The sequence below is a fragment of the Flavobacterium sp. HJJ genome (assembly GCF_015351475.1).
Lineage (GTDB): Bacteria > Bacteroidota > Bacteroidia > Flavobacteriales > Flavobacteriaceae > Flavobacterium > Flavobacterium marginilacus.
This window is the reverse complement of sequence record NZ_JADKPR010000011.1, coordinates 17,286-36,838: the sequence shown is the minus strand read 5'-3', so window position 1 is coordinate 36,838 and position 19,553 is coordinate 17,286. Positions and strand designations below refer to the sequence as shown.

The following is a 19,553-nucleotide window of genomic DNA, read 5'->3' as shown; positions in this document are numbered from 1 at the left end:
TTTTATTTTTTTTTGTTGTTAAATTGAAATCCGCATGGACTGATTGTCCTGTTCTATAATGAAATCTTTACTTTCTTTAGACTCTTTCAGTTTTTTAAGATTTTCCGGTTTGAGTAAATCTTTGGCTTCAAAATCATTGATCTGAGTAACTTTGGCTCCCGTTTTTACTTTCTTCAGATCTTCATTCTGCTGGTCTATAACCCGTTTTACAATAAGATTTTGGTTTTCGTCAAAATCCAGATCAAGTCCGCCAAAATAGAAAGATGATGCTTTTTTGAAATTTTTATTAGGTTCTAAATAGACTGTTTTGTGCAGAAGATCAATCGTAAAATTGAAGCGCTTTATCAAATCAATTCCTAACGAGCCATCTGCAAAATTTGCCCAATTTTTATTGCTTTCCTGATACTCCTGCAAGGCGATTGTAACATCTTTGAAATTATTGCCATTGATTGCCACATTTGGAATACTACCGCCTAAAATTCCAGTCTGCAGTCCTAAACTATGATTAGTAGACGTATACTCGGTTTTTAAACTTGCTTCCAGATTATTTTTATGATTAAAAGGTCCAAAAGCAATCAAATCATAACTGGCACCGGTATCGAAAGTAAAATTACCTTCGACTGTTTTTTTATCTGCAAAAGTCAAACTCAATTTTACAATTGGCAAACCTGTTTTATAGTCAAAAAGAAGCGGTTTTGCTTTTCCGTCATACTTGTAATTTCCAAAATTATAGAGATCTATTGTTTTGGTATCAAAATTTACTTTTGTGATGTAATTGCGTAACAAATTGGCTCCAAACAAACCATCATAAACACCGCTTTTTGGAAAAATAACCAACCCTTGATTTTTTAAAACCTGATCGCCAATATAAATGGTATTATCTGCCGAATACTGTACCTGCTGGCTTCCGCCGACAACAGATGCCGATTTCTTTTTGGTAACTACAACTCCGGCTTTGTAAGCGCTGTCAGGATTCAAAGCCATTCCATCTGCACCGGTATCAAAAAGCATTAAAAACTCACGGTCTGATTTATTTAATTTTATTTTAATGGCGATTCCGTTTTCGATAATTTCAAACGGAATACTGGCTGCTTTTTTCACTTCGGCATTTCGGTCTACTTTGTATAATGCATCAAAAAAAGTCACGTATAGAATTTTATTTTCTCTATTGAAAACAATCTGTGACGGCTTTTTTTCTTTTCCATTAAAACAAAAATCTGCCTGAGTGAAAATTTCATTTTTAATTACTGCAGATTTACCAATCTGAATAGAATCCAAAACTGGAAAAGCATTGAAAATTCCGTTCAGATAAAATTCATTTGAAGACGAATCCCCAGCTCCAACAGTAAATTCTGGCGCTAAAAGATTTTTTATACTGCTGTAATCTTTCTTTTGAAAAGATTCTTCAAAAGCTTTGATTACCTGCACAGTACTTTTTTTCTGTCCATTGATTGAACCGATAAAAAACAGCAGTGCCAAAATCATTATTTTTTTCATCGTACTACTTTTTCTGCTGTGTTTGGATTTTTTGCAACGACTTTTTCTACACCAAAATCTTTCAATAAAATACCTTCGTATTTTGTCCATTCTTCTGGTGTGTACAATTGTTTTACTTCCGTGAAATATTCTTTGAAACCAGCTAAATCATTTGTTTTTTCAAACTCTTTTTTCTTGCGCTGCAAAATGGTAAATACATGATTGGTAACGCTTGATCTTCCATAATCCTGAGCGAACTTCTTACTTGATAAAAGAAAAAAATCATCATACTGTCTGCCTGCTCTTAAACCGGTAACAATTACAAAAGAAACTTCATCAGATGCATCTTTAGATTTTAAATAAGTATCGATAACATCAAAAGGCACATTTCTCTTGCCTGCCATATATGCCTGCACATAAAAATCCGGATACTCTTTTTCGTTAATCTGAGGGCTGTATTTTTTAAAGATTCCTTTTTTGGCTAAGTTTTTAGCATTTTGAAGCAAAGCTGTAAACTGCTCAACGTTTTGAAAACCCGAAGCCATATCAATCACTCTGCCATCAGGATTTATAAATAAAAAAGTTGGAAAACCGGTAACGCCGTATTTCATGCATAATTTTTTCCCGATTTCTTCTTTCAGTATATCCGATTTGAAAGTAACAAAATCAGCACTCAAAACAGCTGCTGCTTTCGGATCTGGAAATACTTCTTTATCCATTTGAGCACAAGGTGCACAGCCGGTAAAATACAAATCGACAAAAATTAATTTATGTTCTGTCTGCGCTTGTTGTTTGGCTTGTTCCCAGCTTTCATCGGTTGATGCTGTCTGCGCATTTAAGGCAATAGATGTCCAGGCAAGCAACAAAAATGCACTTGCAGTTTTAAAAATAAATTTCATAAAATGTGATTTTTTATAAGCCGAATGAATGTTCGTTACTCATTCGGCTTTTTTAATTATCTAAAGATTTTTGATTATCGGGAACGATAAGAGACATCGACGATTTTGCATAGACCTGTATAGGCATTATCCAAAATTAAATCTCCATTAACTGGCGGCACTGTAAACAATTCCAATTTCCCGGCTGTACCATTATAACTTCCTAGAATTAACTTTTTAGCAAAAGTTTTTGATCTTACATTAAAATCTATATAAGTAATTTCTTCAGTGCCTTTATCCAGCATCAATTTTGCAGATTGTGTTCCGCTATCATATTCGTATAGTTTTCCTCCAACTGCATAAAATAAATAGCCAGAATCTGGACTTACAGCAAATTTAGTGGCTTTATCAAGATCAGGTGCGTTAAGTATTTCTTTGTAATAAGTTTGTGCTAAAGCTTTATTAAATCGTAATAAATGATATTTGCCTGTTGAGATATTTTTTAATACTGCAAAGTTTTCATACGAATTGAAAGCAGATGTAGTCATATAAATTAAATCGCAATTTGTATTATTCCAATCCAAAACAGTTGCAGATCCAACAACTGGCGGCATTGAAGAACAATTCCCTTTAAGAAGATTGTAACGTACAAAACGGCGTAAATCTTTATCATAAAAAACTGGCGTTCCATTACTTCCTTGATTCTCGGCTACAAAAGGCGCAGCATAAAAAGGTTTTGTCTCTGTATCCACAATATTTTGTGGCAAACCATACTTAGTTTGATTGACTTTGACGAATGTATAAATATTCCCTTTACTGTATATAATATTTTCTCCTGGATTGGCAGATTTCATAAAATCGACACCAAAATCAGTATCGAAAGAACCACCTACGGTTTCGTAAGCAATATTTTGTGACTGTACCCAACCGAATGAATCCGGATCGATTCTCGCAGTACCATTTTCAGTAGAAGTCACATAAATTCCATAGGCAGTAGAAGTAGAAATAGCTGAACCAAAACACTCCATATCAACCGCTTTCCCTCTCAATTTTAACGTTGAACCTGCAACACTCAAAACATCATTTATAACACGTGGCGTGGCAATACCCGGAATGATTGAAACCATATCTAACCTTGGTTTTCCATCTGCATCACCAATAACAAGCCAGCCTTCGTAAATAGAAGAAACTACATTGAGTGTAAAAGGCTTTTGCTGCCAGGTAACTCCAGTAACTAAATCCTTAATAAAATAATAAACTGAATATTTTCCAGGAGGCAATTTGACCTGACCATCAAAATCTTTTGTCGTTGCAATTGTATTTTTAGTCACAGTAGTTACTGCAATCCATTCAAATGAATACCTGTTTGTATCAGTCCCGTCATCTTTGGTTGGATTTAAACTGGGCGTTATTTTGAAATAATCTCCTGCGTAAACGGTATACTCTGTACCTATTCCGGTTACATTCAGTTCGTTTATGTCGTTATAATTGTAATTGCCTTCATCGGTGACACAGCCATAAATTAAAGTTAATAACAGTATTACAGCGTATTGTATTTTTATCTTTTTAAACATTTTCATAAATTTTATATTAAAATGAATTACTAATTATGGGAAGAGCATTTCAGTACCATCCGCTTCGTAAATTGTATTTCCTGATTTTTTTTGATCAGCCAGATAGCGTTTCATAAAGGTTTGATAATATACCACGTCAGGAATTGTTAAACCAGGTGCGCCCAGTTTTTGAGCAAACATTGACGGTTCCAACTGCATCAAATCACACATTAAAAAGAATCTCTTGGCTGTAAAAGCACCCAGATATGGCGCATACCAACCGGCAGGCTGTGTCAATTTATCATCAAATGTCAATTTATAACGAATGAAACTCATAGTTTTTTGCGTCAAAACATTGACCACTTTTGTCTGCATCTTTGTTGTAAATGATTCATTTTCTTCCAGATTTAAAATCAAAGTAAACGAATTAGTTTTCATATCGGGAGCTCTAAAAACGGTAACCACTATAGTGTCTACTTGCTTTCCTGCACCAATAAAAATATTTTCGGGCAGAGAAAAATGAGTTCCTGCAACTGCTGTACTTGTGGGATCTATTGAAACTTTTACCTTTCTGTCAACATCACTTAATTTTCCCTGAACTCTTATCGGAATTTTAAAAATTCTCTTGGTTATAGCTGGATTATCTAAACCAAAACTAAATCCGGTACTATCAATTAACTCTGCACCTGTACCATTAGGAGAGAATACTGCATTAGAAAAATAAACATTATCAGTATCTTCGTAAGCTGCTATTTCTTCCTGCTCACATGATACAAATCCTAAAAAGGACAAGAAGATTATACTTAAAATCAATATCTTTTTCATATTTAATATTTTAAATTATTGAAAATTAATTTCAGAATCCGGCATTGGTACAACATATTGAAGTTTACCCATAGTTACGTTTCCAGAACTGGCCGAGCCGTTTGGAATTGTAGCCGAATTAATTCTTTTATAATAGAAAAACAACTGTCCTTCCCCTATAAACTCTTTTTTGTATTCTTTAGTAACTTCTGCAGTTACCCCTGCTGTCAAAGCTAAATTTCCTAAGCCGCGATTAAAGCGAAGTGTATTCAAAAATGCAATTCCATCAGCTGGAACTGCTGCCGTTTCGGCCGCTATTAGATACATTTCTGAAAGTTTAAACATTGGAATCTGCAAACGGAAAATCATATCTTTCTTTGTAACATCTTCATATTTATAAAATGTTTTTTGTGTTTTACCTCCTACAACTGGAATTTTCCAGCTTGGCAGACTTCTGTAATCATTATCGTTTGATTCGAAAACAGCATTTAAACGGGTTAACAAAGGAGAGTATATTTTATCATCGGCTAGACTGGAATCAAATAAATCTTTTTGCTTGGTGTATAAAGTATAATCACTAAGTGAAAAGAAATTTTCTGAAGAAAAAGTACGGTCTGGATTAGCTGCGTCAGTTGCGGCTAAAAATGTTGTCCACGGAAAAAATGTGTTTGATTTTGTAAATGCAATTACTTCATTGGCAACAGCTGATGCCCCCGCCTTATCCCCTGAATATAAAAGAACACGCGCTTTTAAACATTTTACTGCCAAGTAATTCATTCTTTGGCCTCTGTTCAATGAATAATACGGATTAGCATCAAAAGCTGTTGTTGCTGCAAACTTTCCTGTAGTCAAGATTGGGTCATTTGCTAAAAGCCCTAATGCTGCGTCCAGATCCGCAAGCACTTTTTCAATTACATCCTTAGCAGGCAAAATTGGATTATTGGTAGTCACAAAATGATCATAATACGGTATTCCAGGATCTGAAGGCGCTATTTTATAAATCGGCCCATAAAGACGAAGCATATCAAAGTGCAGCATGGCACGAATAGCAAGAGCTTCCCCTTTTAACATGTTTGCTTTTTCTGCAGAAACAATGCTGGAATGCTCTTCGATACTTTCTAAAAATTTATTAGCTGATAAAATAGTAGTAAATGCAGTTTCCCAGATATTTGAAAACACTGTTTTTGGAGTAGATTCTGCATAAGCATAAGTAGCCGTTTTGTTTTCATTACGGCTTCCAGCCATATTATATTGCTGCCCTAAAATTTCGACCGCATCCATAGTTAACTGCCTGCCGTAAAGGTTATTTTTAGCCAATTGCAAGTAAAGTCCATTATGAGCATTTTGAACTCCTGCCTCAGAACTATAGGTCTGCTCTTCCAAAATCTGATCTTGTGGGACTACCTCCAAAAAATCACTGCAGCTAATGGCCGTAATTGACAGAAGAAAAATGGATGTAAGGTTATATAAATACTTTTTCATAATTATTAAAATGATAAGTTTAAACTAAGTGAATAGATTCTTGAAAAAGGATAATCAATTCCACGTTCGGCTTTTATAGTAGATACTCGAAAGAATTCATTTGCCAATGCATTAAATCCTAATCCAGTCAATCCTGCTCTTTTTAACCATGTTCTATTAGTTACCCTGTATCCTAAACGGATAGATTCTCCAGATATATAATCGTCTTTTTGAATAAAACGTGATGATATAGGTGTTAAATTTGTCAACCCAATTGCTTTAAATTCAGCCTCCTGCCCTGGAGTTGTCCAACGATCTGTAAAAGCTCTGGCATCCTGATTATCAAAAATTGAGGTCGAAGTAATATTTTCAACTTTGTTATATAATGCACTGTTAAATCTTTCAGCACCAAAACTGTAACGCACAAACAATCCAAAGCTAAAACCTTTATAAGTTAAATTTGTAGAAACAATACCTGTTGCTGTTTCCCTTGAATTTCCCATTATAACTTCATCTTTTTTATCAAAAATAAAAGTCGATTGTCCATTTTTCTTTAAGAAAATTTCTTTTCCTGTTGCCGGATCAATCCCTAAAGATGGAACTGCCCAAAGATCATTGCTGCTTGCGCCGTCATAGAGTCTTGTTAAGCTGGTTGTTTTTTGTGCCTCGCTATTTAATGATGCTAATGCATTATTGAAACCACCTAGTTCATTGTCACCAGAAGTGCCCATTATACCTAAGCCCCAGATAAAGTTATTCTTAAGGTCATAAATAAAATTGTAATTTATTTTAAATTCTAAACCTTTAGTAGTTAAATATCCAACGTTTAACGGATATGAATTTACTCCTGTAGATGAAGCAAGATCTACAGCTACAATTTGAGGAGAAGTTTCTCGCTTGTATGCACCTAATGTTGCCGTTAATCTATTACGGAACATCCCTAAATCTAATCCAACAGATAAATCTTTAGTTTTTTGAGGCTGTAAATCAGGATTTGCAACTTGAGAAATTCCTAAACCAGGTCCAAAAACATTCGTATTAATATCGTAAGAATACACATCGTAAGAAGCATAACCAACTAAATTCTGATTTCCTGTCTGACCAATATTGGCGCGCACTTTTAAGATGTTGACAATATCATCGTTCATCTTGAATTCGTTATTTAAATTCCAGCCAATACCCGCTCCCCAGTAAGGTGAATATTTATTATTTGTTCCAAAATTGGTTGCACCAGAAATAGTATGCGTAAAATCGAATAAGAATCTTCGATCGTATGCATAGTTGATTTGATTGGTTAAATCGACACTTCGAATTAACTGTGTATAAACTTGAGGTTTTCCGTTAGGCTGGTATCCAAAAGCAAATGCCGGATTACCAGGAACTCCAAGCGGAAATCCTCTTAACACTGAAGTATAAGCATTATTTCTTGTTTCTTGACCAGAAGCTCTAATAGTATAATTGAATGAATGTACATCTTTGAAAATATTAGAATATGTCGCTCCAAGATTTGCATTCCATTTATTAGTTACTGCCTCGTTTCTTGTATATGTACCTTTTTCAGTCGCAATATTGCTGATAAATCGGGTGTCATCCGGCGATACAAATACAGTGCCTACATTGCTGTTTCTTGAAACAGATAAAGCTCCTGTTGTTTTAAGATGCGGATTTACATCATAATTTACACCAAAATTATTCGTAAAATTAAAATCATTTCCTTTATCATAACTAGGCAAAAAAACATTATAAAGCGGGTTTGCAGCATGATTTACAAGAGTCTGCTCCTTGGTTAATGGCAAGGATGATCCATCTAGATAACGTGTTATTATTCCGTTTTCATTGTATTTTGGATAATACGGACTGGTTTTTGCCCAAGTTTCAAACGAGCCATATTGCGATTCCTGATTATTGCCTCCTGAAACGAAAAAATTATTATTTAGGCTTAATTTATTTTTCCTGTAAGTAAAAGTTCCATTATATCCCCAAGTATTATGCTCAGAGCCTTTCATTGTACCAGTTAGATTTTTATAATTTCCTGCGATATTGAATCTGAATTCATCTGATCCCCCCCAAAAAGATAAACTGTGCCCTGAAGTAATCCCCATCTGGATTGGTTCATTCAGCCAATAAGTATTCACGCCGCGACGAACTGCTGCCAAACGATTATCATAAACTTGTTTTACAGAATATTCATAAGCTGGAAATGCGCTGCTTTTATAAACTCCAGAAAGCCTTTCGAATTCTAGTTTTTGTTCGGCATTCATTAAATTGTAAACACTTAAATCTGCCAGTTCATAAGAAGAATTATAAACATAAGAAAATTGTAATTTTCCAGGCAAAGGCTTATTGGTTTCGATTACTACAACGCCATTTGCAGATCGGGAACCGTATAATGCTGTAGAAGCGGCATCCTTTAATAATGTGATACTCGCAATTCTATTAATATCTAAATCGACAACCTGCTGTAAAGTCGTTGGAAATCCATCCAATATAAACAAAGGCTGATTTGGATCATCTCTAAACTGACTGTCAACCTGATTTGCGGTTAAACTCGTTTGCCCTCTCACCTCAATCGTAGGTAAAATGTTTGGATTGGAACCTGTTATATTATTATTTAAAACTATAAAAGAAGGATCTAATGATTTTAATGCCTGAACTGCATTTTGAGTAGAAATCTGTCGTAGCTCCTCTCCTCTAAAAACTGTAACTGCTCCAGTGATAAGTTCCTTTTTACGTTCTGTTACCCCAGTATTAATAACAACATCTTTTAGATCTTTTGACTCTTGTTTGAGAGAAATATTGATTTCTTTTTTACCGTTTATTGCTGTAAGCTGAGATCTGTATCCAATATAAGTAAACAACAGAAAATCATTGTCTGGTGCTTCAATAGTATAGCTGCCGTCAAAATCACTTTGGGTAATGTTTTTTGTACCTTTCACCTGTATGTTAACTCCTGGAAGGGGCTCACCCGCACTATTAGTCACATGACCCTTAATTACTATCGTTTTTTGCTGCAGTACCACAACTTTTTCTGCTGGTCTCTGTTTTACTAAAATTGTATTCCCATTAGTAAAACTGAAGTTAAAATCTTTACCGGGAAAACTAGCCTCCAGTAAATCATTTACTCTGATTTTTCCTTTTTTAAGATGTACTTTGGGTAATTTTTTAAATAAATCTTCCTGATAAATAAAAGTGTAGTTAGTCTGCTGTTTGATAAGATCGAAAACTTCATCGACAGTTACCGTTTTATCAGCTGTAATTACAATTTTTGTGTTTTGTGAAAATACATTTATGGGAGAAAAACCAAAAATTGTAGTACAAAACAAGAAGATAAAAACTCTCATAATGTTAATAATTAGCCGCTTTCTAAAATAGAAATAGACACTGGTTAATTTAAATTTCATAAATTTACATGTTAATTGGTTGATTGGTTTAAAACTGATTAATTGATTAATACACAGAAAGGGATGAAGTGAGGTACGGTGAGAGGTCTAAACTTTAATCCCTTTTCTTTTTTATTTTATTATAATCTTATTGTCTTTTTTTTCATAGGCGTTAATAAAGTTAATGTTCTTGATTGTAGTTAGTATATCTTCGAGATTCTGATTTTTATTTAATACCCCGTTAAACTTCACATTCCCAAGTGCCGGATCAGCAAACACTATATCAGTATCATACCAGCGGGACAGGACTCTTGCAATATCTTTCAGCGGCATTCCTTTAAAAACAAACAAACCTTTCCTCCATGAAATTTCATTGTAAACATCAACTTCGGCAACAGCTATGCTTCCGTTGGAGCTGCTTATTCTGGATTGCTCATCTGGTGCCAGAATTGCTTTACTGCCTGAATTACTTACTGCAACTTTTCCTTTTACCAGTGTGGTATAAATTGTAGTTTCATCTTTATAAGCTTTGATATTGAATTCAGTACCAATAACCTCAACATTCTGTTCCTGAGTTTTGACTTTAAATTTTGAACCTTTATGTTTTGTACTTGGCGACACTTCAAAATAAGCTTCACCATACAGCAGTTCCACTTGTCTGGTTTCGCCGTCAGTAAAAGCAACCGGATATTTTAACTGTGATTCTGAATTCAGCCAGACTTTTGTACTGTCGGCCAGTTGGACAAAAAACTGTCCTCCTCTCGGAATCGTTAAAAAGTTATTTGCGATTGCAGCAGTTTTGCCGTCTTTTGAATTGTAAATCAATTTCTCGCCATTACTAGAAACATTTCCTTTGCTGTAGGCTTTTCCTTTTTCCAGTTCGATCACAGATCCGTCTTCTAAAGTCAGTGTTGCTTTATCGGTTCCGATCAAAATATTTTTATTGGCTGCAACCGGAATTGTATCTTTTGTCTTGTTTCCTCGGTTAAATAATAACGAAATGGAAATAAGCATCGCAACTGATGCTGCGGCCGCTACTTTGAAACTTTTTCTAGTGTAAAACGGTTTCAACGGAATTACTTTAGTTTCTTCCGATTTTATTGCGGTCTGAATCCGCTGCAGCATTTTATTTTGAATCTCTTCTTTTGACCCCAAGCTTTCGTCCCATTCATCAGAAGTCTGAAAACTTTCATAAAAACGCAGTAACTTTTTACTCTCCTCCCGATTAGTATCACCAGAAATATATCTGTTTAATAACGTTAAGAATTCTTCTTTTTCCATTTTTTTTAATATTAATGCGGGAGTATATTAAGTAAGTATCCAAAAAGACATTTACCCCCTAGTCCAAATTGTGTTTTTTTTGATTTTTTTACTCTTTTTAAGAAAAGTCTTGATATAAATAAGAAAAATCAGCATTTTTAACTTATTATCGGCAATCATTTTTACTTCCCTAAAGATTTTTAGAAAGCCATAAAATCATTGCAACGCTCAATGTATTTCCCATTGATGCTCTAATGGTCTGCAGCGCTTTTCCAATATGATTTTCAACTGTTTTTGCAGAAATGTTTAGGCGTTCTGCAATTTCTTTATGAGATAACTGCTCTTCCCTGCTTAATTTATAAACCAGCTGGCATTTTTCAGGAAGGGCTTCAATGATTAGATTAATCTGCTGCACTAATTCCTCGTGCATCATTTCAGTTTCAGGCGTAGTATGCTGAAAACGTTTTTCTAAATCATCAAAAATTTCGACATGCACCTTATCTTTATTTTTCTTTAAATAACTAAAAACCTGATAACGCGCACAGGCATACATATAGCCTTTTAAAGAAATATGAATATCTAATTTTTCACGATTGTGCCAGATATTCATGAAAATATCCTGAATAATATCTTCGCACAGCTCTTTGTCTTTAATCACATTATAAGAAGACGTGAATAACAATTGCCAGAATTTATTGTAGAGTTCTGTTAAAGCCGACTCATCTCCATTACGCAGACGATCTATTAAAAGAGTATCGGAATTTAAACCAGGGGTTGACAATTGTTTTGTTTTAGAAAATTAGATTCCGGGCAAACATAATAAAATAATTCAACAAATTTAATTTGGTAGCATCCAAGAACTTTAGTTAAATTTTTATTCTGATTCTTTAAACTCTACCAGAATTATAGAGTTTTTAATTTAATATAAATTTAAAGTCCAAAAAATTTAAATTCGTTAATTCTTTCATACTATAAAAGCGGAATTCTTAAAACCGTTCCAATGACAGAATTTAAAACAAATTTTTGCTTTTATTTTAGAAATAAATTGCCTGTAGTTAATTTCTTTAAATTAAAAAAAGAGGAGAATTTGCGATTCTTTACCATCTAACAGCAGATGTAAGATTTAAAATCCGTTTAAACTCCAGCAATAAAAAAACAGCTAAAAACTCCATTGAGACTTATCAAAAATACAATGTTCCTCCTGCAAAGAAATATTGCTATTATGATGCTCAGCAGTTCATTCAATCCTGCCGGCAAATCCAAAGCGGACACCATCCAAGAAATCTTATGTTTTAGACAAAAAACCATGAGTAAAGAAGCGTTACTTGATATTATTACAAAAATTTTCCCGCCGATCTGTGTGCATACTGTTCTCAAAAAATTTACTGTAAAACCGCAGAATCCATAAACAGGTCTCTGCGGTCCTTCTACTCTTAAGGTTTAATAATAAGCACCGAAGGCGTATTATTAAGCCAGGTACTGTGGGAATCAATTAGTTTTTTCCAGCTTTCCAAGCTGATAATCATTAAATCCTGCAGCTCCAGAAACTCTTTTTTGATCGTTCTTTCCTGCATCATCATAATATGGTTAGGAGCGATTTGTTCTATCGAACGGACAGCTTCCTGAATCTCTCTGTCTTTTCTGGCTTCTCCCATAGAATCCGAAACTGTAATTTGAGAACCATTATTGTGTATCAATTTTTGGGCAAATTCCATCAGGAAACCATCTTCGGCAGAGAAAATTGGTATAAAAACACGGTTGATTTCTTCCAACTCTTTATCAACAAGAATTCCAACCGGCATTTTGCTGTTGGCAATAATCTGTCTTGTTCTTTCATCAAAAGGAGAATTTTCGAACAGCCCTTCTTTTCCGGTAATTTTATCAATAAAACGATCCGGATTGATAATGCGTGTTGTAAACCCAAGCACTTTCCCCAATAATGTCCCTTCAAAAATAGATTGTCCCAAACCAACTAACAATAAATCATAATCGCCCTGATTAGCCGTTTCGGTTATATCAGAATCAATATCATTGGACACTTTAAAATGAGTGACTATTTTTTGGTTCAGATTTTCGGATTCGGAAATAACCGGTAGAAAAACTTCTCTTTCATGCTCTTTCACATCAAAGGAATGCAGTTCCGAACTCAATGTCAAATGCATGGCAGTTACAATCGTATTGCCGCCTTGTTTCTTAACGAAGCTGTTGGCAACTTTTAGCAGCAGTTTTCCTTTATCTGCTGTCGCAAAAGAAATAAGAATTTTATATTTGCTTTTACTGCTGATTTCTTCTGGAATAGCTGTCGGTTTATCTTTAAAAACAAAGTTTATTAAATCCAAAGCCGGCCCAGTCATAAATGTAGTGACCAAAGCCATAATCACCATCATTGTAAAAATTTCGGTAGACAAAACACCCAAATCATATCCAATATTCAGTACGACCAGTTCCATCAGTCCGCGCGTATTCATTAAGGTACCAATAGACAGACTGTCTTTCCAGCTGTGTCCCACAAATTTTGCGGCAAAAGCACTTCCGAAAAATTTACCAGCAACGGCAACAAGAATAATAACTCCCGTTATTTTCCACAAATGCGGATCGTCAATCAGCCCGATTTGCGTTCTTAAACCAGTAAAGACAAAAAACAAAGGAAGCAGAACAACAACCGAAACGTCTTCTATTTTTTCGATAAAAATGGAACGGAATTTATTATTTTCCGGCATGATTGCCCCTGCAAGGAACGCTCCAAACAAGGCGTGAATCCCAATCAGTTCGGAAACATAAGAGGAAAGCAGTAAAGTCAAAAAGAAAATCGCAACAATCGGCTTGCTTAAACTTTCTCGCGTCGATCTCAAATCACCAACTTTTTTTAAGAATGGGCGAACGACTTTCAGCATCAGCAATACATAAAAAACCGCCAAAACTATAACATACAGCGAACTGGTAAACGAACCCGCTTTTACAATCGCAATAACTGCAGCCAAAATACACCAAGCAGTTATGTCATCAGCAGCCGCACAGGTAATTACGATGGCACCCAACTTTGTCTTATGTATCCCGCGCTCACGGACGATTCCTGCCAAAACAGGAAAAGCTGTAATACTCATAGCGATTCCTAAGAATAATCCAAAAGAAAGAAACTCCACTCCCTCTGGAGCAAATGAATAATAAATATAATACGCCAAGCCCAGACCTAGTGCAAACGGAACAATAATACTGGCATGACTAATTACTACGGCATCATGCGCTTTGTTTTTTAGCACTTTCAAATCGAGTTCCATTCCTATTACAAACATGAAAAGAATCAATCCGATCTGGCTCAAAAACTGAAGATTTCCTAATGAATCCTTTGGAAACAGCATGGCCGAGAATTCCGGAAAATACATCCCGATCAAAGACGGCCCCAATACAATACCTGCAATCATTTCACCAATTACTGTTGGCTGTCCAATTTTTCGGCAGACCCAGCCAAAGAAACGGGCCACCAGAATAATCGTTACAATCTGTGCCAAAAGTATTGCCAGCGGATGGTGCAGATTCTGTGACATTGACGTCAAAAAATCATTCCAATGTCCATTTTCTTGATGATTAGACACAATATTTCGCCCAGTTTCCAGCATTTTTCCTTTTAGGATAATCCAATAGATCAATCCTGAAAAACCGCCAATCATTATCAGATAAAAAAAAGATTTCGTTATATTTTTCATATATCTTGATTAAGGTAATTTAATTCAAGTGCAAATATGTAAACAGATTTTGAAAGCCGAAAACGAATTGCAGTCTAATTTTGGCGGGATGTAACAAGAGGGAAAAACTTTGTAATAAGTTAACCCTAGAAGCATATTCATCTACATATAAAATGTACCATTATAGATTTGAAGACTAATAAAACAATGTTTTTTCAAAGTTAATGAAACTACGGAAAAACATTTAGCAGACAGAAATTCTGTGATGATTTGTAAATATTTATCTATACATTAGTCAAATAAACACAAGCGGTTTTTATAACACAAAATACAGCCGAAACTGGGTGGTTTTAAGTTATTTTATTGCTGGCATATACAAGTTAATAAAAAATCACATGACAGAAATTACATCAAAAAACAACCGGAAAACTATTTGGTTGTCAATATTTTTTTCACTGCTCTTTTTTATTGCATTGGGAACATTTATGATTAACATCTTTTATAAAAAATGGTTAGCTAATGAAATTGAAAACAAAACATATTTAATGCCAATGTTTGGTTTATTAGCATACTTTATCGGTTTTAGTTTTGCGAAAAGTTATATCAAAAACTCGCCAAAAATAATTTTAGATTTTGAAAAAATAATAATAAAAAACAAAACATATTATTGGAAAGATATTCAAAATATAAAAATGACTGGAAAGAAAGGTTTTGGATTATTAAATTATCAAATGGAAGTCACAACTTTAGAATTTAAAAACAACATTGCCGAATATATTTTTGACGATATGTATTCAAATTCTTGGGAAATCAAATCTTTTATAAAACAAATTGTAATAAATAAAAAAGATAACTTTGAAATTAATCATAAAAAAATAGTTGAAAAAGAAATTGAAAAAGAAAATTTCGAAGAATTTAAAGGAAATTCAATCTTTTCATTCCGTGGAATAATGTTATGGAGTTTAATTTTATTTTTTATTTATTTGGAAATTTTTACAGTGGGAAAAATTTCTAAATTAAGTTCATTAAAATTCTTTATTCCAATTTGCTTAATATGGTTTGGTTTTAATGCTTATTGTATGCATTATTTTGAACTATCAAAAAATTACTTCGTGGTTAGAAATCATTATTTTTGGTGGGTAAAAGACATTTATAAAAATTCTGAAATTGAAATTATCATTTACGAAAGCCAAGCAAAACAACCAAATAATTTAAGAGTAATAACTAAAAATTATAGACGCAAAATATATCCAGCAGGAACATTGAATGACAAAAAATGGCTGGATATGAAAATGGAACTTGAAAGAAAAAATATTAACGTACGAAATGAGTGCATCTAAAAAAAACTTCTGGTAACAGCTACAACGGATTTGGTCAATTGGCTTAATTTAATCCCAAACCATTGTAAAATCAAAACATTTCTTTCCACAAAACTTCAAAATATTAAGAAAACAAAATACAAAAATCATGAACAAAACCACTGCCTTTATTACTCTTATAATCTTAACCATAATCACATTACCAATATTTTTTATAACCATTCCAGTCTTTATATCTATTTACAATGGATTAGTGAGAAAGAAAAATCAGGCTGAATACGCGTTCAGCGGTGTTGATGTTGAATTGCAAAAAAGAGGCGAACTCATTCCAAATTTAGTTGAAAGCGTAAAAAAATACATGTCATTTGAACAGAACACCCTCAAAGAAATTGTAGAATTAAGAAGCAGGATAACTCAAATAAAACCTGGTTCTGCAGAAAGATTTAGTTTAGAAAATGATTTAACAGAACAATTAAAACAGCTTATGGTAACTGTTGAAAATTATCCTGATTTAAAATCCAATGAAAACATGCTGCATTTGCAAAGAAGCCTAAATGAAGCTGAAGAACAGATAAGCGCAGCTAGAAGAGCATATAATGCATCTGTTAAAATCCTGAATGACTCCATACAAACATTTCCTTCAACCCTTTTCGCCAGCATTTATGACTTTACAATAAGACCTTATTTTATAGCTGAGCAAAATTCTAAATCGGCTCCAAATTTAAAAGGACTATTTAATTAAGATTATGGATAAAGAATTAATTGCTTTTTTAAATGAACAAGCACAATCTCTGGAAAAATCAAGAATTAAAGCTGTTAAACTCAATAGAATTTACAGCATTGTAAAGCCTTTAAGAAAGTTCTTGAAGGGAATTCTAATAGTAGCTGCAGTCTTAAATTGTATAATCTCGATACTGCTTCCCGTAACAATTACTATTGGAATTATGTACCTGCTAACATTGGCAATGAATGACCCAAAAATAGTTTTTGAATCAAATCTAAAAGACAATTTTTTGCCGGCAGTCTTTGAAAAAACAAAACCCAATTTAAGTTATTCTTCATACGGTTACAATAATAAAATCCTGGAAGAAAGTGAAATTCTGAACCAAGGATTCTTTTCTGATACCATTGAAATTGAAGGTGAAGATTACACAAAAGGCAAAATAGAAGATATAGATGTAGAATTTTTTGAAATCAAATTTCATAAAGAAGTAACCAATTACAGCAAGACTGCCGGAGGCTGTTTACTTTCGCTTATTCTGATACCTATAGAAATTTTTAAAAATATTTTTGACAATGACAATGAGCCTGATGAAGTTTTTGCGGGTGTAATCAAAGATATTAATATGTTTTATTCAGGCTTTTTCATGTATGCAGATTTCAACAAAGACTTTAGAGGAAAAATTCTGATGATCCCTAAAGAAAATGAAAATCTGAAAGACAAAGTCCATGAACTATTTGCCTCAAAATCATTAACCAAAATAGATGTTGAGAATCAAAACATAAATGACAATTACAGCATATATGCATCAGATATCCAGACGGGATATTATGTATTATCACAAAACTTAATTGACAGAATAAATATTTTATCGATAAGGGAAAAAGCATTGCCTATTATTTCGTTTATCGAAGGAAAAATTTACTTTTTAATTCCATGGAAAAAAAACCTTTTCAAAGCTGATATATTTACCAAAATTGAAAATGAAAATTACTTTTTGAATTATATCGAAGAAATCAATTCCTTTGAAGAAATTATCAAAAACTTAAATATCGACAGAAGAATTTGGAGCAAAGTGTAAGACAAAAAAACTGCTCAGCCGCCGAATTAAATTTTCACTTTCGCCAAAAAATCATTTCTATACGTTTCACTCAAAACCAGCACAATTGGTTTTCCGTTTTTTTCATGAATAGAAAGCGTAATTTCATTATGATTGAAAAACTGCACTGCCGATAAAGCGATAATTTCTTTTTTGTTCACACGGCAAAAATCAGTTTTGGGGAGCTGGTTTAACAACGAACCAAAATTGATGTTTTTAAGCAGTAAAACGCTTCCGTCTGTAAGATTGACTTCTTTATCTCTACTGTCCAGCGATGCGGATTTTATGTAATGAATCTGATCAAAATACAATAACGACTTGCCTTTATCGGTATTCAGGCTAATAAATTTTTTGGAAACATCCGGCTTTTGAAACCGCTCGAGGGCTTTGGCGATCGCTTTTTCCAAACGTTCCTTGGTAACTGGTTTTGTGATATAGTCAACTGCGTTGATATCAAAAGCTTCGGCAGCGTAATTTTTGTAAGCGGTCGTAAAAATCACCAATTTATCCTGAAGCAAATTAGCCAGCGTCAAACCATCAATTCCTGGCATTTCGATATCCGAAATACACAGATCAAAATCGAGTTTGGGAACTTCTTCCAATAATTTTTGGGGATCGTTGAATGCCTTTATAATTTCCAGTTCCGGAATCTGCTCGCAGAGCATTTTCAGATAAGTAAGACCTGGAAGTTCGTCGTCAAGCAGTAAACATTTGATTTTTGTATTCAAGCAGATTGATTTTTAAATGCGCAATATAAATGTCGTTTTCGACAAATTTATCCAATTTGAACTGATTTTTGTAGATAATTTTCAGACGTTGTTCCAAGGTTGTTGCTCCTATTCCGCTTCGTTCTTTTATCAAGGCTTTTTTTTCCGAAATTTTATTGGAAACCGTCAGGCTGAAACAATTGTCCTTGAACTCAAATAAAATAGAAATAAAAGCATCAGCACTCTGCAGATCGGCATGTTTAAAAGCATTTTCAATTAAATCAATTGAAATTAAAGGTGCCAGAAGATTTTGCTCATAGAGCTTTTCGGTTTCGTCAATCTTGGTTTTTACTTTCAGCTCAAAAAGCGGACTTACCTTAATTTTGTTGATTTCAATCAGATTTAAGGCAAACTGAATTTCTTCTTTTGGGGAAACAAACTTTTTTTGGCTTTCGTATAAAATATAATCCAAAACATTGGCCAGTTTATCCAAAGCAAAATACGTCTGATAAGCATGCGACTGAATCGAGTTGAGAATATTCTTGAAAAGATGCGGGTTGAGCCGTGACTCCAGCGTTTCCAGCTGTAAATTATTAACCTTCATTTCCAGCAGACCAAACTGTTCTTCAACGCTTTTTTTAGCTTTCGCGGAAGCGGTCAATCTATAAATAAGATAACAAACAACCACAGTGAATACCAGAATAATTACCAATAATATATATATGAGAGTGTTGTTTTCTTGTGCGTTATCCATTTGGTTTGAAATGATTACTATTTAGTGACTAGTCAATGGTATTAGTGATTAGCCTGCTAAACTATATAAATTGAATTGTTTTAAAAGCTTCTTTATAAAACTAATTACTATTGACTAAGAACTCAATTAATGTGCCGAAACAAATTTCAACCCAATTATTGAAGATATCAAAGTAAACAAAAAGAAAAGCCTCCAGAAAGTCGCAGGTTCCTTAAACACAAAAATCCCGACCAAAACTGTTCCGACCGCACCAATTCCTGTCCAAACTGCATAAGCCGTACCAATTGGCAACGTTTGCGAAGCTTTGTACAATAAAGTCATACTAATAGAAAGAGCCGCAAAAAAACCTGCCATCCACAATGTAGATGTCATCCCCGACGTTTCTTTGGCTTTTCCTAAACAAGTGGCAAAACCTACTTCGAAGAAACCTGCAATGATGAGTAAAATCCAGTTCATAA

Annotated in this window: 16 protein-coding genes; 4 read left to right on the top strand and 12 right to left on the bottom strand. The window is 33.9% G+C overall.

The annotated features are described in order from the left end of the window. Positions 1–18 precede the first annotated feature (18 nt). The 8 genes from IRZ80_RS10335 to IRZ80_RS10300 all read right to left on the bottom strand — a co-directional run bounded on the left by IRZ80_RS10335 (position 19) and on the right by IRZ80_RS10300 (position 11,593). Positions 19–1,497, bottom strand: coding sequence for a retropepsin-like aspartic protease (locus IRZ80_RS10335; RefSeq protein WP_194641488.1), 1,479 nt, complete (start codon positions 1,495–1,497; stop codon positions 19–21). Continuing rightward, positions 1,494–2,375 (bottom strand): thioredoxin family protein, encoded by an 882-nt coding sequence (locus IRZ80_RS10330; RefSeq protein ID WP_194641487.1) that lies wholly within the window; start codon positions 2,373–2,375, stop codon positions 1,494–1,496. Before IRZ80_RS10330 ends, IRZ80_RS10335 begins: the two co-directional genes overlap by 4 nt. A gap of 74 nt (positions 2,376–2,449) precedes the next feature. Further along, positions 2,450–3,928 carry a PKD-like family lipoprotein gene (locus IRZ80_RS10325; RefSeq protein ID WP_194641486.1) on the bottom strand — a complete coding sequence of 493 codons (1,479 nt, stop codon included), beginning with the start codon at positions 3,926–3,928 and terminating at the stop codon, positions 2,450–2,452. Between the two features lie 33 nt (positions 3,929–3,961). Then, positions 3,962–4,732 (bottom strand): DUF4843 domain-containing protein, encoded by a 771-nt coding sequence (locus IRZ80_RS10320; RefSeq protein ID WP_194641485.1) that lies wholly within the window; start codon positions 4,730–4,732, stop codon positions 3,962–3,964. Between the two features lie 15 nt (positions 4,733–4,747). Next, on the bottom strand, positions 4,748–6,193 hold the full coding sequence (locus IRZ80_RS10315; RefSeq protein ID WP_194641484.1) for a RagB/SusD family nutrient uptake outer membrane protein: 1,446 nt from the start codon (positions 6,191–6,193) through the stop codon (positions 4,748–4,750). A 5-nt stretch (positions 6,194–6,198) separates the two neighbouring features. Beyond that, positions 6,199–9,513, bottom strand: coding sequence for a SusC/RagA family TonB-linked outer membrane protein (locus tag IRZ80_RS10310; RefSeq protein WP_194641483.1), 3,315 nt, complete (start codon positions 9,511–9,513; stop codon positions 6,199–6,201). 171 nt (positions 9,514–9,684) lie between these two features. Next, positions 9,685–10,833 (bottom strand): FecR family protein, encoded by a 1,149-nt coding sequence (locus tag IRZ80_RS10305; RefSeq protein WP_194641482.1) that lies wholly within the window; start codon positions 10,831–10,833, stop codon positions 9,685–9,687. A 169-nt stretch (positions 10,834–11,002) separates the two neighbouring features. Further along, positions 11,003–11,593, bottom strand: a complete 591-nt coding sequence (locus IRZ80_RS10300; protein WP_194641481.1) for an RNA polymerase sigma factor — start codon at positions 11,591–11,593, stop codon at positions 11,003–11,005. A gap of 411 nt (positions 11,594–12,004) precedes the next feature. On the opposite strand from IRZ80_RS10300, the gene IRZ80_RS10295 reads away from it, so the two are divergent. Beyond that, the gene (locus tag IRZ80_RS10295; RefSeq protein ID WP_194641480.1) at positions 12,005–12,220 is read left to right on the top strand and encodes a hypothetical protein; all 216 of its coding nucleotides are present in this window, start codon (positions 12,005–12,007) and stop codon (positions 12,218–12,220) included. A gap of 25 nt (positions 12,221–12,245) precedes the next feature. On the opposite strand, the gene IRZ80_RS10290 is transcribed toward IRZ80_RS10295, so the two are convergent. Then, positions 12,246–14,516, bottom strand: coding sequence for a cation:proton antiporter (locus IRZ80_RS10290; protein WP_194641479.1), 2,271 nt, complete (start codon positions 14,514–14,516; stop codon positions 12,246–12,248). A gap of 374 nt (positions 14,517–14,890) precedes the next feature. Between IRZ80_RS10290 and IRZ80_RS10285 the strand changes: the two genes are divergently transcribed. From IRZ80_RS10285 to IRZ80_RS10275, 3 genes are all read left to right on the top strand, one after another. Then, positions 14,891–15,835, top strand: coding sequence for a hypothetical protein (locus IRZ80_RS10285; protein ID WP_194641478.1), 945 nt, complete (start codon positions 14,891–14,893; stop codon positions 15,833–15,835). Between the two features lie 127 nt (positions 15,836–15,962). Continuing rightward, positions 15,963–16,556 (top strand): LemA family protein, encoded by a 594-nt coding sequence (locus tag IRZ80_RS10280; RefSeq protein WP_194641477.1) that lies wholly within the window; start codon positions 15,963–15,965, stop codon positions 16,554–16,556. Between the two features lie 4 nt (positions 16,557–16,560). Further along, on the top strand, positions 16,561–17,616 hold the full coding sequence (locus IRZ80_RS10275) for a DUF3137 domain-containing protein (protein ID WP_194641476.1): 1,056 nt from the start codon (positions 16,561–16,563) through the stop codon (positions 17,614–17,616). Between the two features lie 26 nt (positions 17,617–17,642). On the opposite strand, the gene IRZ80_RS10270 is transcribed toward IRZ80_RS10275, so the two are convergent. The 3 genes from IRZ80_RS10270 to IRZ80_RS10260 all read right to left on the bottom strand — a co-directional run bounded on the left by IRZ80_RS10270 (position 17,643) and on the right by IRZ80_RS10260 (position 19,551). Beyond that, entirely contained in the window at positions 17,643–18,362 is a 720-nt protein-coding gene (locus tag IRZ80_RS10270; RefSeq protein WP_194641475.1) for a LytR/AlgR family response regulator transcription factor, read from the bottom strand. After that, positions 18,331–19,095 (bottom strand): sensor histidine kinase, encoded by a 765-nt coding sequence (locus IRZ80_RS10265; RefSeq protein ID WP_194641474.1) that lies wholly within the window; start codon positions 19,093–19,095, stop codon positions 18,331–18,333. Before IRZ80_RS10265 ends, IRZ80_RS10270 begins: the two co-directional genes overlap by 32 nt. Positions 19,096–19,221: 126 nt before the next feature. Further along, a complete protein-coding gene (locus IRZ80_RS10260; RefSeq protein ID WP_194641473.1) occupies positions 19,222–19,551 on the bottom strand; it encodes a DMT family transporter in 330 nt (109 codons plus the stop codon). Positions 19,552–19,553 lie beyond the last annotated feature (2 nt).